Source organism: Thermophilibacter sp. ZX-H3 (assembly GCF_052599055.1).
The window spans coordinates 74262-88270 of the sequence record NZ_JBQXES010000003.1 but is presented as its reverse complement, the minus strand read 5'-3'; the positions used below and the strand labels follow the sequence as shown (position 1 = coordinate 88270).

General features: G+C 67.3%; 15 protein-coding genes. 7 read left to right on the top strand and 8 right to left on the bottom strand.

Features of this window, described 5'->3' with window-relative positions; genetic code table 11:
- Positions 1-144: 144 nt before the first annotated feature.
- The 3 genes from ACULPM_RS02175 to ACULPM_RS02165 form a co-directional block, all read right to left on the bottom strand.
- A complete protein-coding gene (locus ACULPM_RS02175) occupies positions 145-939 on the bottom strand; it encodes a CHAD domain-containing protein (RefSeq protein WP_445331256.1) in 795 nt (264 codons plus the stop codon).
- Between the two features lie 115 nt (positions 940-1054).
- Entirely contained in the window at positions 1055-2380 is a 1326-nt protein-coding gene (locus ACULPM_RS02170; RefSeq protein ID WP_445331257.1) for a lipase family protein, read from the bottom strand.
- A complete protein-coding gene (locus ACULPM_RS02165; RefSeq protein ID WP_445331258.1) occupies positions 2380-3687 on the bottom strand; it encodes a putative ABC transporter permease in 1308 nt (435 codons plus the stop codon). The genes ACULPM_RS02170 and ACULPM_RS02165 overlap by 1 nt, the downstream gene beginning before the upstream one ends.
- 201 nt (positions 3688-3888) lie before the next feature.
- On the opposite strand from ACULPM_RS02165, the gene ACULPM_RS02160 reads away from it, so the two are divergent.
- Complete coding sequence (locus ACULPM_RS02160) at positions 3889-4821, top strand: LysR family transcriptional regulator (RefSeq protein WP_445331259.1); 933 nt, start codon at positions 3889-3891, stop codon at positions 4819-4821.
- Positions 4822-4937: 116 nt separating this feature from the next.
- Here the strand turns inward: ACULPM_RS02160 and ACULPM_RS02155 are convergent, their stop codons facing one another.
- Positions 4938-5936: a hypothetical protein gene (locus ACULPM_RS02155; RefSeq protein ID WP_445331260.1), complete on the bottom strand. Its 999-nt coding sequence runs from the start codon at positions 5934-5936 to the stop codon at positions 4938-4940.
- Positions 5937-6124: 188 nt separating this feature from the next.
- On the opposite strand from ACULPM_RS02155, the gene ACULPM_RS02150 reads away from it, so the two are divergent.
- From ACULPM_RS02150 to ACULPM_RS02140, 3 genes are all read left to right on the top strand, one after another.
- Complete coding sequence (locus ACULPM_RS02150) at positions 6125-6907, top strand: SDR family NAD(P)-dependent oxidoreductase (protein ID WP_445331261.1); 783 nt, start codon at positions 6125-6127, stop codon at positions 6905-6907.
- A 4-nt stretch (positions 6908-6911) separates the two neighbouring features.
- On the top strand, positions 6912-7979 hold the full coding sequence (locus ACULPM_RS02145; protein WP_445331262.1) for a Gfo/Idh/MocA family protein: 1068 nt from the start codon (positions 6912-6914) through the stop codon (positions 7977-7979).
- An 83-nt stretch (positions 7980-8062) separates the two neighbouring features.
- The gene (locus tag ACULPM_RS02140) at positions 8063-8359 is read left to right on the top strand and encodes a hypothetical protein (RefSeq protein WP_167929528.1); all 297 of its coding nucleotides are present in this window, start codon (positions 8063-8065) and stop codon (positions 8357-8359) included.
- Positions 8360-8553: 194 nt separating this feature from the next.
- Here the strand turns inward: ACULPM_RS02140 and ACULPM_RS02135 are convergent, their stop codons facing one another.
- A complete protein-coding gene (locus tag ACULPM_RS02135) occupies positions 8554-9081 on the bottom strand; it encodes a flavin reductase family protein (protein WP_167929626.1) in 528 nt (175 codons plus the stop codon).
- A 56-nt stretch (positions 9082-9137) separates the two neighbouring features.
- On the opposite strand from ACULPM_RS02135, the gene ACULPM_RS02130 reads away from it, so the two are divergent.
- Both ACULPM_RS02130 and ACULPM_RS02125 read left to right on the top strand, forming a co-directional pair.
- The gene (locus tag ACULPM_RS02130) at positions 9138-9800 is read left to right on the top strand and encodes an MBL fold metallo-hydrolase (protein ID WP_445331263.1); all 663 of its coding nucleotides are present in this window, start codon (positions 9138-9140) and stop codon (positions 9798-9800) included.
- Between the two features lies 1 nt (position 9801).
- Positions 9802-10794: a GNAT family N-acetyltransferase gene (locus tag ACULPM_RS02125; protein ID WP_445331264.1), complete on the top strand. Its 993-nt coding sequence runs from the start codon at positions 9802-9804 to the stop codon at positions 10792-10794.
- Positions 10795-10854: 60 nt separating this feature from the next.
- Here the strand turns inward: ACULPM_RS02125 and ACULPM_RS02120 are convergent, their stop codons facing one another.
- From ACULPM_RS02120 to ACULPM_RS02110, 3 genes are all read right to left on the bottom strand, one after another.
- Positions 10855-11904 carry a PDDEXK nuclease domain-containing protein gene (locus ACULPM_RS02120; RefSeq protein WP_445331265.1) on the bottom strand — a complete coding sequence of 350 codons (1050 nt, stop codon included), beginning with the start codon at positions 11902-11904 and terminating at the stop codon, positions 10855-10857.
- Positions 11905-12151: 247 nt separating this feature from the next.
- Complete coding sequence (locus tag ACULPM_RS02115) at positions 12152-12607, bottom strand: SWIM zinc finger family protein (RefSeq protein ID WP_167929524.1); 456 nt, start codon at positions 12605-12607, stop codon at positions 12152-12154.
- Between the two features lie 53 nt (positions 12608-12660).
- A complete protein-coding gene (locus ACULPM_RS02110; RefSeq protein WP_445331266.1) occupies positions 12661-13281 on the bottom strand; it encodes a DNA-3-methyladenine glycosylase I in 621 nt (206 codons plus the stop codon).
- Positions 13282-13342: 61 nt separating this feature from the next.
- On the opposite strand from ACULPM_RS02110, the gene ACULPM_RS02105 reads away from it, so the two are divergent.
- The gene (locus ACULPM_RS02105) at positions 13343-13777 is read left to right on the top strand and encodes a DUF1810 domain-containing protein (protein WP_445331267.1); all 435 of its coding nucleotides are present in this window, start codon (positions 13343-13345) and stop codon (positions 13775-13777) included.
- Positions 13778-14009: the final 232 nt, after the last annotated feature.

The window sequence follows — 14009 nt, the reverse complement described above, 5'->3', positions numbered from 1 at the left end:
GACAGTGAGACAAGGGGGACAGTGAGACAAGGGGGACAGTGAGACAAGGGGGACAGTGAGACAAGGGGGACAGGTTCGTTTGTCTCATTCAATTTCGAATGAGACAAACGAACCTGTCCCCCTTGTCTCGCCGTCCCCCTTGTCTCACTGCTCGCAGAAGGAGTCCACGAGGGCCTGGTTCTGGGCGAGAAGGACCTCGAGGGCGCGGCGCGCCTCGTCGGAGAGCCCCCTCGTGGGAAACTCGCGCGCCATCGCCACGTTGACGCGGGCGTCGCAGATGTCCCCGAGCTCGTCCTGCACGCCCTTCATGCGCGCCCCCTCGGCGACGGCGTCGGGCCCCAGTAGGCCTGCGAAGCTCTCCCCGACGTAGCGCACGCGCTTCGCACGCTTGCGCAGGGTGTGCACGGCGTCGGCGTCCGCGCGGTCGACGCGCGCGTAGCGCTCGTCAACGCTGCGGACCAGATCGTCGAACGTCGCGCGCACGTCCGCCCGCGTCACGCTCGCCTCGCGAGCGCCCCGGCGCCAGGGCAGCTTCTCCATCGCCTTTCTCACGCGTCGCAGCGCACGGCGCGCGTGACGCCCGCGCATGACGTCGACGACGTGGTTGCGCTCGAGCTCGCGCAGCTCGCCGACCTTCTCGTCGAGCTCGCCGCACGGGACGTCGAGCGCGCGGACCTGCCTCAGCAGCACGTCGTACTCGCGCAGGCGCGAGGTCTCTATCACCACGGAGCGCAGGTCGTCCTGGAGCAGCCGGTGCCGGCGGCGCCTGAGGAACGGCGAGGAGAACGCGAGCAGGCTGCGCAGGGTGCGGATGGAGATGCGCAGGCGGTGGATGGTCTCGACGTCGTCCGGGTCGGCGAGAAACGCCTCGAGCCGGCGCTCCACCGTCCGCTCGCCCTCGCGCAGCACGCGTGCGAGCTCCTTGCGCACGTCCCCCATCGCCTGCCTCCCGCGCCGGTCACGCCAATCACGTCAGGTTCGTTTGGCGTGCCATTTTAACCGGGTTCGTTTGGCATGCCAAACGAACCTGACGTGATTGGCGTGACTGGCGGGCTTAGCTGGCGCGAACGGCGTCGAGGGACTGCATCCAGGCGATGTAGACGCTCGGGTAGTGGCCGTAGAGCACCTGCATGGGGTTCACGTCGGCGAGAAGGTCGTGCGCGAGGGAGAAGACCCCGCCCGCGCTCGCCAGATCGTCGTCCGTGGGAATCTCGCGCCCCAGGTCCTCCACGAGCTTGTCCACGTGCTCGCGGTCCTCGGGCACGTACGGGCACTCCACGCCCGTGTTTGCCTCGAAGACCCGGCACATCCCCTCGTACTTCTCGTCAAAGCCCTCGTCACCGTAGCCGGGAAGCCAGAGGTCGTGCCCAAAGCGCTCGTACCCCCAGGACTCCAGCGGCAGGCGCGGCACCATGTCGCTGGGGTTCATGACGTTGAAGACGTTGTCGTAGAGGGCGTCGTGCGCGTTGTCGAAGGTCGTGACCTCGGGCGTGGCGAAGGTGTAGCAGTAGATGCCCGAAAGCGGCGCCAGCACGCGCAGGCCCTGCGACATCTCGTCGGCATACGCGGCGGCGATGTTGGCCGCGGCGGCGCCGCGCGAGTGCCCGGTGAAGAGCAGGCAGATGTCGTCCGTGCCGTCGAGGCCCGCCTCCTCGGTGATGCGCTCGGCGAGCACGTCCACGATCTCGCGTGCGGCCTGGGCAAAGCCCTCGTGCGTGATCTCGTCCATGTCGTAGGCGGCGGCGTCGCCCATGTTGAGGTCGCTCAGCCACTCGGAGCCGTAACTCCCGCGGATCGACACCAGATAGAGGGTCTTCTCGGCGCCGCCCGCGCTGGCCACGCGCTTGGTGGCAACCGAGTAGGCGACCACGTCGTCCGTGCCGGTGATGAAGTCCACGACCTCGTCGAAGATCTCGCTGCGGTACTGATACGACGCCGTGGAGATCTCCTCGAAGCCCAGCGCCGCGAGCGCGGCCTCCATGTAGGCCGGCGAGTCCGAGCCCGCCTGGTAGTACGCGGACTCGGAGTTGGACACGGCGGAGAGCACGGAGCACGTGGTGGCCAACTCGTGGTTGTACTCGGTGGGATCCTGGAAGAACCACTCGTCGTCCCAGGACACCTCCGTGGAGATGGTCTCCGTGCCCGTGGCCATGCTCGTGAAGTCGATGCGCGTCGAGAAGGACCCCGTGCGCCCGGTAGAGCCCTCCAGCGCCGCGAACTCGCTCGGGGCCTGGACCACGCCCAGGCCCTCCTCCCTCTGCACAAGGCGCCGCTGCACCGCCAGGCCGAGCGCGATGACGGCGACGGCCAGGACCGCCAGCAGGGCGAGAAGGACGCGCCGCCCCCAGCGCGGCCTCGCTGGGACCTCGCCCGGCGCCATCATGCCTCCGGGCCCGCCGAGGCGTCAGCCACGGCGCGCGCCGCGCCGTCCACGCGCGCGGAGTCGTCCGGCGTGATGGTCATGGACTCGAAGCGGTGCGCCATGTAGTCGTTGTCGTAGTGCTCGGCGTAGAACTGCTCGACGGGTGTGGTCTGCGGGATGCCGGAGAGGCGCTCGAACCAGCAGTCCAGCGCCTCGAGCGTCATGACGCCGTTCACGAGCATGAGGACGGCGCAGAGCGTGGTGAAGGAGTAGCGGACCTTCCACGGGATGAGGTTGATGAGCCTGAGCATCCACGGGAGGCAGAGCTTGATCCACACGAAGCCGAGGGCGCCCCACATGCACATGAAGAGCGTCGAGGTGCGTCCGCCAAAGATGGCCGCGATCGGGTCGGGGAAGAGCCCGAAGATCGTGGAGCCCGAGTAGTCCCAGGCCACGGCGCCGAAGCCCATCTCCATGAACCAAGCCGTCGCGGCCTCGAAGTGACCCCCGATCACGGCGGAGACGACGAAGATGATAATCGGGTTGGCCCTGTAGAAGCGGTTGAGCGCCACCGTCATGAGCACGGCGCCAAAGCCGTAGATGGGCGAGAAGGGCCCGAAGAGCAGGCCGGCGCGGTCCTGAACCTCGCCGGGCACCACGATGACGAAGTGGTACACGGTCTCGATGATGAGCCCGAGGAAGCAGCAGATCACGAAGACCCAGAACAGGTTGAAGAAGTTGAGCTCGATGTAGCCCTTACCCTCGAGGTCGCGCCCGAGCATGTCCTCCTCGGCGGCCTCGCGGTCGACCATGTCGCGCACGCGGCGCTTGAGCTCGCGCTCCTGCCTGAGCGAGGGGTCAACGGTGACGGAAATGGCGACCAGAATGAGCAGCTGGATGGCATCGGAGATGAGCGTGGTGTCGATGCCCTGCAGCATGATCTTGAGCAGGACCTGGATGACCGAGGTGCCTATGAGCACGTGCGACCAGCGCACCGCGTTGCGGCGCTGGCTCTTGCGCAGCGAGTGCCCAAAGACGACGAGCGCGACCGCGTTACCGATGGTGACGAGATAGCTGATGGCGAGAAGGACCACGGGCAGCGTGGGGTCGGTGCCCACGATGATCATGGACGGGTCAGTCTGGAGCGACCACCCCATGAGCGCGGCGAAGACGACGACCGCGAACGCGGTGAACACGCCGAGAACGGTACAGAGAATTCCGTAGAGCCTCATCACGAGGGGGATTCTCCGCTCGGCATCGCCGTGCTCGGGAGCGACCCCCGGCGTTGTGGGCTGCGCTGGCGCGGGCTGCTGTTCTAAGGTCATGCGGGCTCCTTGACACCACGTCGTCAGACAACCATATAGGATACAACGCTAGCCGAACCGTAGGGATGGTTAGCTCACTCCGAGAATCGCCCGCAACTTTCAATCTACGGTTGATATCGGAAAGGGCGCCCCCGTCCTCGAGAGTCACCCCGAGCGCGCGGATAGACTGGGAAGGACGCCGGGTACCGTCGAAGGAGATCAATGAACATCAGGCAGCTCGTGTTCTTCTGCGGCGCGGCGCGCACGGGGAACTTCTCCGTCGTCGCGCGGGAGGAGGGCGTCTCGGTCCAGGCTGTCTCCAAGTCGATTCACGAGCTTGAGGACGAGCTCGGCGGGCAGCTGTTTGTCCGAGCGGGCCGTGGGATGCGCCTCACGCCCCTCGGGAACGCGCTGCTCGAGCCGGCACGAAGGGCGGTTGAGAGCTTCGAGTCCGTGGGGCAGATCGCCGACTCCCTGAGCAGAGGGCCGGCGCCGAGAAGCGACCTCAGGCTTGCCCTCGTCACGCCGCCCTTCTCGAAGCACGAGTTCATCTGCGGCATCGTGGCGCGCCTCATGACGCACTCCCTCGGAATCGAGACGCGCCTCTCCGTCCGGACGGGGGCCGCCGCGCTGGCAGACCTCAGGGCAGGGAGCCTCGACGCCCTCTTCACCATCGGTCGCCTGAGCGCCCCGGGGTGCACCTGCGCCCAGATCGGGACGGTCACGCCGGGCGTCTTTCTGGGCCGGAGGCACCCCCTGCGCGGCAGGGGCCGCCTGACCTTTGCCGACCTCGCCCCCTACCCCGTGCTCTGGAATGACGAGATAGACGGCTTCAACGAGACGGTGCTGGTCACCTGTCGCCAGCATGGGCTCGCCTCCCCTCTGGAGCACGTCAGCACCAACGAGGGGGTCGTCGACCACCTGGAAAGCCGCAACGGGTACATCATGGGCGTCAACCTCAAGGCGCTCAGCATCCTGCCCTTTGCGGCGATGCATGACCTGAACCCGGCCGAGGCGCCCGCCATCCCGGTGTGCCTCGCGCTGCTCGAGGGGCCCCGCCGAGCGGAGGTGGAGCGCCTCGACCAGTTCTGCCGGAACGAGTTCTCCCTTCTGAAGAGGCTTCTGAGCTCCGGGGGCACCGTCACCGGATACTAGCGAGGCAGGGGCGGTGAGACAGGGGGGACAGGTTCATTTGTCTCATTAGAACTCTAATGAGACAAATGAACCTGTCCCCCCTGTCTCACCGCCCCCCTGTCTCACCGCCCCTTCGCCTACGCGGCCGAGGGAGCCCCCTCACCCGCGCGGTCGAGAGCCTTCCTGAAGCCCTTGGACATGCCGGAGAGCTTCTCGTAGACGTCGACCTGCGGCGTGTCCGCGCGGCCGGCCTCGATGTAGCGGCGCATGACGGAGACGAGGATGTAGGGCTTCACGAAGGCCCCGTGGATGCCGCTCCAGAGCACGAGGGCGATGACGGCGCAGAGCACGACGAGCGAGGTGCCGGCGGGCACGGCGGTGCCGTCCTCGAGCGTGGCGGTGGCGTCGATCTGGGAGAGGACGGTCGTGAGCGGCTCGATCGATCCCAGGACGAGGTACGCGACGCCGAAGAACGCACCGCCGATGAGCGCGAGCGAGACGACGGTGATGGCGATCACCTTGGCGGAGTTCCTCATGAGGGTCTTCCAGTTCTGGAAGTAGATCACGGCGCCGTCGCACGTGCTCTTGAACGCGGACTGCTCGCCGTGGAGGAAGACCCAGCCAAGGCTGCAGTAGTTGAGGTACTCGAGCACCACGCTGACGACCGCGGAGATGATGCCGGCGATGACGGAGGCGGGGCCCGTGCTGTTCTCGCCGTCGATCCCGCGCGCGAGCGCGTTCATGCCGGAGGAGACCTCGCTGGTGATGGCCTTGGTGATCGACCACAGTCCGTAGTAGACGCTCGCCGTGGCGAAGCGGTCCTTCACGGCGCGCTTGCCCGCCTCATAGGTGTCCTCGGGGAGCTCGCCGGTGGCGACGCCCTCGGTGATCATGGCGACCTGCCCGGCCGTGAGCAGGTAGCCGCCGTAGTGCGCGACGACGTAGAAGACGATGAGCGCCACGATGAACGCGACGCCCGTCGCGGCGAGCTGCGCCATCTCGTCCAGGCCGGCCATGCCCGTGGCGACGAAGGCGACGAGCGGCAGGGCGGCCAGCAGAACGAGGCACAGCACGGTCCGCACGAGGCGCATGACGGAGAACTTCAGCGTGCGGCGGTAGATCTCGGAGTTCTTCATGACGTTCCCTTCAGGTGTTCGCGGATGCCCGGACAGGCGCGGGCGGCACCCCATTCCGGGCAACAAAACCGAGTCATGGTATCAGCCAGCGGTGCGCCGCCAGACGAGAAACGCGAATGTCATCCGCTGGTGGAACATGCCGTGCCAAAATGGGAGGCACGTCACCTCGGGCACGTCTGGAGGGCACCATGACCAACATCGCGATCGTCACCGGAGCGTCGTCCGGGCTCGGCGCCGAGCTCGTGCGCCTGCTCGCCGAGGGCTACTTCGGCCCGCTCGACCAGATCTGGGCCGTCTCGCGCCGCGCGGAGCGCACCTCCCCGCGCGTGCGCCCGTTCGCGCTCGACCTCACGGACCCCGCGTCGTTCGACGTGCTTGAGCGGGCGCTCGCCGAGACCCCCGGCGGCCGCGTCGGCCTTCTCGTCAACAATGCCGGCTTCGGCACGTTCGGCGACTTCGCGGCCATGCCCGCGCCGGACAACGCCGCCATGGCGCGCCTGCTCGTGCTCGCGCCCGTGGAGCTCACGTACCGCGCGCTGCCGTACATGGCCGCCGGCTCGCGCATCCTCAACGTATCGAGCGTGGCGGCCTTCATGCCGCAGCCGGGGCTTGCCACCTACTCCGCCGCGAAGCGCTTTGTGCTGGACCTCTCCCGGGCGCTCGACGCGGAGCTCGGGCCCGTGGGCATCCACGTGACGTCGCTCTGCCCCAAGTTCATGCGCACGGGCTTTCTCGACCACGCCGGCGCGGGGGACGTCGCCGCGCGCATGGCGGGCCTCACCGGCTTCGAGGACGTGCGCCGCGTGGCCAGGCGCGGCCTCGCCGCCGCGCGGGCGGGGCGGGCGCTCTGCATCCCCTCGGCGGACATGCGCGCCTTCTACGTCGCCGCCAGGCTGCTCCCCTACCCGCTGCTGATGGGGGCCGAGCGGGCCCTCATGGGCCTCGGGGCCGCGCGCGGGAAGAGGGGGTGACGCCGTGGGCGAGAAGGACCTGGGCGAGAGGGGCGTTCGCACGGTGCGCTGGGGGATCGTCGGCGCGGGCAGGATAGCCCACCGGTTCGCCCGGAGCCTCGCGCACGAGGGGCGCTCCGAGCTCGTTGCCATCAGCTGCCGCTCCGCCGGGAGGGCGGAGGCCTTCGCCCTCGAGCATGGCGTCCCCGAGGGCGGCGCCCTCTCGGACGAGGCGCTCGGCGGGGTCGCGGGCGCGGCGCACGCCGCACTTCTCGCCCGCCCTGACGTCGATGCCGTCTACCTCGCGCTCCCCCACTCGATGCACCTCGCGTGGGCGCTCGCCGCCCTGCGCGCCGGCAAGGCCGTGCTCTGCGAGAAGCCGGCCTGCGTGGACGCGGCGGAGGCGCGCGAGCTCGTCCGCGCGGCGCGCGAGACGGGGACCCTCCTCATGGAGGCCATGAAGACGCGCTTCTCGCCCCTCTACCGGCACGTGCGCGAGCTCGTCGCACGGGGCGGCATCGGCGAGGTCCGCCGCGTCGAGGCGTTCCTCGAGAACGACATGGGCGACCGCATCGCCCGCGGGGGCGACTACCTCTCCGACGCCCGCGGCGGGGGCATCCTGCTGGACTCGGGCGTCTACTGCGCCTCCTGGGTGGACGACTACCTGGGCGGCCCCCTCGAGGTCGTGGCCGCGCGGGCCCGCTGGGACCACGGCCACGACTGCTTCGTCGACGCGGAGCTCGCGCGCGGCGCGCTCACGGCCCGGCTCGTCACCGCCGCCGACACGGCGGGACCCCGGACGGCCCGGGTCGTCGGGACGAGGGGCGTCATCACCGTGGAGGACATGCACCGCCCGCAGCGCGCCCGGCTGGAGCGCGCCGAGGCCGAGGCCGCCGACATCGAGCTCCCCTACCCCGTCGACGACTTCTACGACGAGATCGAGCACTTCGTCGGCCTCGTGCTCTCCGGGCGCAGCGAGTCGGACGTCATGCCCCTCTCGGCGACGCTGCGCTGCGCCGAGCTACTCGACGCCGTGGGGGACGCCGCCGGGGCGGCCGGGGCCCGGCGCCCTCAACCGCCGGCGCACGCCTGACGGCCGCAGCTCGTCCCCGGGTGGCCCAACGGGTAATCTAGAGGGGCAAACGCGCCCCGCGCGCACGACACGAAAGGACACTCATGGACATCCAGGCAATCATCGCCCAGGTCTCCGCCGCCCTGGCGGACGCCCCCGAGAAGCTCCAGGAGCTCGTCTCCGACCCCAAGGGCACGATCGAGGGCATCACCGGCGTCGAGCTCGGCGAGGGCGACCTCTCCCAGATCGTCGACGGCGTCAAGAGCGGCATCGCCGACGGCAGCCTCGACCTCGGCGGCCTCGACCTGGGCAGCATCGCCGGCAACCTCGGCGACATGCTCGAGAGCACCCCGCTCGGCGGCATCGCCGACAGCCTGGGCGGCCTCTTCGGCAAGAAGTAGGGCGCGCGACATCCCGGCACGAGCCACGGCACTCCCCGCCCGCACCCGTAGGTGCCGGCGGGGAGTGCCGGTTTATTTGACCGTTTGCGAGCGGGGGCGCCGTCTCGCACGCGGCGTTCCTTCGGGAGTGCCGGCGCGGCGCGGTCCGCGAGCCGGCACTCATGGGTGTCGGGCACGGCGGGCGCGACGCAATCCTATCTCAGGACGTAGGCGCTCACGATCTCCGCGTAGTACGCGGTGTGCGGCGCGTCGGTGGAGTAGTAGCGCTCGCGCAGGTCGTCCGGAAGGCGCGCCTCGTCCTGCTCGCTCTTGAAGAGCACGCGGCACTCGAGCGTGAGCGGGAACTCCCGGACGGCGGGCGCGCCGACCTCCTCCCCCTCCGCGAGCGTGAGGCCGAGCTCGGCGACCTTGTCCGTGTCGCGGCCGCTCTTGGAGCCGCAGACCGCCAGGATCTGGCTGATGCGCTGGTCGTGGTCCTTCTCGCCCGTGCGCATGGGAACGCTGACCGTGAACTCGCCACTCTTCTCGATGAGGCCGTAGGTGAAGCGGCTGCTGCGGACGTATGCCACGAAGAGCTGCTTGCCCCACTCGACTCCCAGCGTGCCCCAGCCTATGGTCATGGGGTTGGCGCGCCCGTCCGCGCTCGCGGTCAGCAGCACGCCCGTGGGCAGCTCGCGAAGGATGGTGGGTGCGTACTCGGCGACGTCGATCTTCTCGCGCATGATGGCCTCCGGCTCAACGTACAATCAGATGACTAGATTATAGGAGGGGAGCCGCCATGAGCAGCCTCGAGAACGTCCGCGTGTTCACCCAGAGCGCCATCCGGGTCGAGGGGGCGGGCGGCACCGTCGCCTACTTCGACCCCTTTGCGCTGACCGACGCCGATGCCGCGCACGACGCGGACTACGTGCTGATCACCCACGCCCACTACGACCACCTCTCGCCCGAGGACTACGCGCGCGTCGCCGGCGAGAAGACCGTGGTCGTGGCGCCAGCGAGCATGGCCGGCGAGGTGGCGGGGCTGGGCGCCGCCGCAACGCACCTCATGGACGCGGGCGAGAAGATCGAGCTGCCGGGGATCTGCGTGGAGGCCGTGCCCGCCTACAACGTGGAGCCCGAGCGCCTGGGCATGCACCCGCGTGAGAACGGCTGGCTCGGCTACGTGGTCACGCTCGACGACGAGCCCACGCGCTACTACGTCTCCGGCGACACGGACCAGAACCCGGACAACGAGACGGTGAGCTGCGACGTCGCGCTCGTGCCGATCGGCGGCACCTACACCTGCGACCCGCGTCAGGCCGCAGCCTTCGTGAACGCCCTGCGCCCCGCCGTCGTGGTGCCCACCCACTACGGCAGCATCGTCGGCACCTACGACGACTTCGACGCCTTTGCCGCCGAGGTCAGCCCCTCCATCTCCGTCATCCGCAAGCTCGAGCGCTGACGTGCAAAAGGGACAGTCACTTTTGCACGCCTACGGCAAGGCGGAGACGATCGCGCTGCTCGACCGGGCCGGAATCGCCTACGAGCTCTACGAGCACGAGGCGGTTTTCACCGTGGGGCAGGCGCACGCCGAGGGCATCCCCCATGCCGAGTTTGGCGCCAAGAACCTCTTCCTGCGGGACGACAAGCACCGCGCGTACTACCTCGTCTGTCTTCCGGACGAGAAGGACGTTTCTCTGCGAGAGGTCCAGGAACGCCTGGGCTCTCGCCGCCTCTCGTTTGCGAGCGAGAGGGACCTGCGCTCGATGCTCGGCCTCGCGCCCGGCTCCGTCACGCCGCTCGGCGCGCTGAACGATGGCCGAGGGCGCGTGGAGGTCGTGATCGACCAGGAGCTCCTCGACGCCGGGCGCGTGACTGTACACCCGTGCGACAACACCGCGACCGTCCTTCTCGCCACGGCGGACCTGATCGCGCTACTGCGCGAGCATGGTTGCACCGTGCGCGTGGTTGACCTCTCCCCCTTTGTTCGACGCAGGCTCACCGACGAGGACCTTCCCGCGCTCCTTGCCCTCTGCGAGAGCAATCCCGCGTACTACGAGCTCTACGGCGAGAGGCCGACGCTCGAGAACCTGGCCCAGGCTCTCCGCGAGCCGCCGCCCGGATGCCAGGCCGACCAGAAGGAGTTTCTCGGCTTCCTTGCGCAGGGGGAGCTCGTCGCCGTCATGGACGTCGTCCGCGGCTACCCCGACGAGCGGTCGGCCTACGTGGGGCTTCTCATGGTCGACGGAGCGTGGCATGGACGTGGAGTCGGCACGCTGATCATGCGCGCCGAGCTCCGCAGGCTGCGGGCCGAGGGCCTCTCTCGCGTGCGCCTGGCGTACATCGAGGGCAACGAGCCGGCGCGGAAGTTTTGGGCCAAGCTCGGCTTCGAGCCCACCGGGGAGGTCGCGAGCACGCCACACTACGTCGCCGTTCTCATGGAGCGGGTGCTCTAGCCCATTTTGCGGTTTTCTAGTTGGCGCCCGTCTCCAAACTGACAGACGGGCGCCCGATGGTTATTCCTCGCCTCGCTCCGCACGGGCCTCGGCGATCGCGCGGCGCGTGGGCTCGAGGGCGTCGGTCAGCTCCTCCTCGGTGGGCAGGCACGTGACGTAGCTCGACGCGAAGAGTCCCTTGCCGTCGGCGAGAGCAGAGTACTTCGCCACCGTTCGGTCTGAGCTCGAGCAAAGGATGAGACCGATGGTCGGGTTGTCGTCAGTACCCGCGTACTTCTCGTTGAACAGCCGGACGTAGAAGTCCATCTGCCCTACGTCCTTGGCGTTGAGCGGACGAGTCTTGAGCTTGATGAGCACATAGCACTTAAGCTTGATGTTGTAGAAGACGAGGTCGACGTAGTAGCTCGCCTGTTCGCCGTCGAGCCGGTACTGGCGACCGACGAAGGCAAAGCCACGCCCCAGCTCCAGCATGAACTCCTGCAGCCGCGTCATGAGCGCCTGCTCAAGCTGATGCTCGTCAAAGTCGGTGCGACCGCCCAGGTCCAGGAAGTCCAGGACGTACGGGTCCTTGATGAAGTCGTCCGCTGCCGTCACCGGCTCAGAACGCTGAATCTCGGAGCGGATGAGCTCGCGCTTCTCACCCTGCGAGGAGAGCAGGCGCTCACGGTAGAACGTCGCGATCTGGTGGTCGAGCTGGCGGACGGTCCAGCGCTCCTCGGCCGCTGCATGCATGTAAAACTCACGCTGCTCTTGGTCGGGTATACGCGTTAGACGACGATAAATTGACCAGCTCAATTCGGCACACAATGTGTGCCGAATTGGAAACGCCAGATAGAAAGAACGCATCTGGCGCAAGTTCCTCTCCGTAAAGCCCTTCCCATACTCGGCCGTCAACCTTTCGGACAGATACTGAAGGAGATGCTTCCCGTACTCCGCGCGCTCGCCCGTCGCCTCCACGATCTGGCGCCCGATCTCCCAATACGCCTCGACCATGGCGCTGTTGACAGCACGCTCCACCTTGCCGCGCGCGGACTCCAATGTCTCGCGAACGGACACGTAGACTCGCTCGTCGTTCTTCTCGTCAAACTGCTTGATGGACTTCTTGGCCATAGCTGAACCCCCCGTCTCACTCACGGCAAACCAACCTGCACAGACTGTGAGCTCCGGACTTTGCGGGTGCCGGAAGATGGGCGTACCAACCCACCCGAGACAAACAAGTGTGACCAGTCCCTATTACCCCTGATCACCCGCCGGCACGTACCATTGGGGGCCTCCGTGCCGCTCTTGTCGCCCTCGTACCTTGACGAGAGTATAACATATTATGAAACACATGTTCTCTCGAATGGTCACTTTTTTACTACCACCAACGACGACGGTCACGCAGGTCGTCAATCTCGAGCAGCGCTCGGTAGAGCTCCTCCTGAAGCTCGGCCTTCTTGAGGCCTCTCACGTACTGCCACGTCTCTGCACGATGGGCCTCCTCGCGGGCAGCCTCCTCCGCCGCCCACCGCTCCTCAGCATGCAGAAGCTCATCTGCCTCGGCGGGATAGACGGTGAAGTAGAGCGCGACCATGTGCTTGCAGATAACATGGCGACCCTCAGCAAAGGGGCAGGTGCAGGTCGACTTCTTGGGATGCGCTATGTCGATGTGCACCTCATAGGGCGTATCGCCGTTTCCCGAGACGACCCCTTCGAACTGTTGCGGATAATCCCCTGGTCCCGAGGGCTCCCACGAGAGCACCTTGCGAGCGGTGTAGTAGTCGTAACCTCTCCACAGCGAGGCGCCGCTCGCCAGATACGGAAGCTTGGTCATTGCTGCGACTCCCCTCATGCGCGAATGAATCAAAAGTGACTGTCCCTTTTGACTCATTCGTAGTGCCGGACGTCCTTCTCGAGGTGGCGGCGTTTCTCGACGGTGGGGCTCATAGTGTTTATCGCCGCGTAGCGCGGGCAGTCGCAGGCGTGGTCGTTGATGATGCCACAGGCCTGCAGGTGCGAGTAGACCGTCGTGGGACCCAGGTACTTGAAGCCGCGCTTTCGCAGGTCGGCGGCCACGCGCGCCGAGAGGCCGTTGCTCACGGGAATCCACCCGTCGGCGTGCTTGTTGTAGAGGATCGTCTTGCCGTCGGAGAAGCCCCAGAGGTAGGCGTCGAAGCTGCCGAACTCCTCGCGCACGCGCTGGAAGCAGCGCGCGTTGTTGATGGTGGCCTCGACCTTGCGGCGGGAACGGATCATTCCCGGCGTCTCTAGGATGCGCTCTACGTCCTCCGGGCCAAACGCCGCCACGGCGTCAAAGTCAAAGCCGGAGAAGCATGCGCGGAACACCTCGCGCTTATGCAGCATCATGGTCCAGTTGAGCCCGCACTGCATGACCTCGAGCGAGAGGAACTCGAACTGCCCGCGGTCGTCGTGCAGGGGCACGCCCCACTCCTCGTCGTGGTAGCGCAGGCAGAGCTCGTCGGTGGTATCCCAGTCGCAGTAGGACATGCGGTCCCCCGTTCTTCTCGGCTTGACAAGTCTATTATCTGACAAAGGAGAGGAGCACCGTATGACCGCAGGCTTTGACATCGAGCGCTTCGTCCGCGCGCAGGACGGTGGCGTCTACGAACGGGCGCTCGACGAGATTCGTGCCGGGCGCAAGCGGAGCCACTGGATCTGGTTCGTCTTCCCGCAGGCGCGCGGGCTCGGGCGCAGCCCCATGGCGGAGCGATACGGCATCGGCAGCCGCAAGGAGCTTGACGCGTACGTAAACCATCCCCTGCTCAGGGCGCGTCTGCTCGAGATCTCACATGCCCTTCTCGCCCTGCCGGGGAGCAACCCTATGGCCGTGCTGGGGGACATCGACGCGCTCAAGGCCCGCTCGTCGATGACGCTCTTCGAGCTCACGGGCACAGACCCCGTCTTTGGCGCCGTGCTAGACAAGTACTATGCCGGCAGTCGCGATGGACTCACGCTGGGAATCGTGAGCGAGAGCTGGGGGTAATGGCCCTTGCGCGCCGACACTCATGAGTGCCCGCCAGGAGTGTCGGCCGAGTTGACAGGTTATGGCGAGGAGTGTCGGCTTCTTCTCGCGATATGTCGAGAAGTGCCGGCTGCAGCAAGTCGCTTGGCCGACACTCATGAGTGCCGTCCGGTAGGTAAAAGGGGACGGGTTTTTCCTCTCAGCGAATCTGGGGCAGGTTGTGATCGTGGGGGCGAAACCCCCCAACATCGCT

Coding starts and splice junctions, on each gene's coding strand:
- ACULPM_RS02135 (WP_167929626.1), bottom strand. CDS start 9,081: ATGCGCGAGAAGATCGACGTCGCCGAGTACGCACCCACCATCCTTCGC.
- ACULPM_RS02120 (WP_445331265.1), bottom strand. CDS start 11,904: ATGGCCAAGAAGTCCATCAAGCAGTTTGACGAGAAGAACGACGAGCGA.
- ACULPM_RS02170 (WP_445331257.1), bottom strand. CDS start 2,380: ATGGCGCCGGGCGAGGTCCCAGCGAGGCCGCGCTGGGGGCGGCGCGTC.
- ACULPM_RS02165 (WP_445331258.1), bottom strand. CDS start 3,687: ATGACCTTAGAACAGCAGCCCGCGCCAGCGCAGCCCACAACGCCGGGG.
- ACULPM_RS02175 (WP_445331256.1), bottom strand. CDS start 939: ATGGGGGACGTGCGCAAGGAGCTCGCACGCGTGCTGCGCGAGGGCGAG.
- ACULPM_RS02115 (WP_167929524.1), bottom strand. CDS start 12,607: ATGACCAAGCTTCCGTATCTGGCGAGCGGCGCCTCGCTGTGGAGAGGT.
- ACULPM_RS02110 (WP_445331266.1), bottom strand. CDS start 13,281: ATGTCCTACTGCGACTGGGATACCACCGACGAGCTCTGCCTGCGCTAC.
- ACULPM_RS02150 (WP_445331261.1), top strand. CDS start 6,125: ATGACCAACATCGCGATCGTCACCGGAGCGTCGTCCGGGCTCGGCGCC.
- ACULPM_RS02130 (WP_445331263.1), top strand. CDS start 9,138: ATGAGCAGCCTCGAGAACGTCCGCGTGTTCACCCAGAGCGCCATCCGG.
- ACULPM_RS02105 (WP_445331267.1), top strand. CDS start 13,343: ATGACCGCAGGCTTTGACATCGAGCGCTTCGTCCGCGCGCAGGACGGT.
- ACULPM_RS02140 (WP_167929528.1), top strand. CDS start 8,063: ATGGACATCCAGGCAATCATCGCCCAGGTCTCCGCCGCCCTGGCGGAC.
- ACULPM_RS02155 (WP_445331260.1), bottom strand. CDS start 5,936: ATGAAGAACTCCGAGATCTACCGCCGCACGCTGAAGTTCTCCGTCATG.
- ACULPM_RS02160 (WP_445331259.1), top strand. CDS start 3,889: ATGAACATCAGGCAGCTCGTGTTCTTCTGCGGCGCGGCGCGCACGGGG.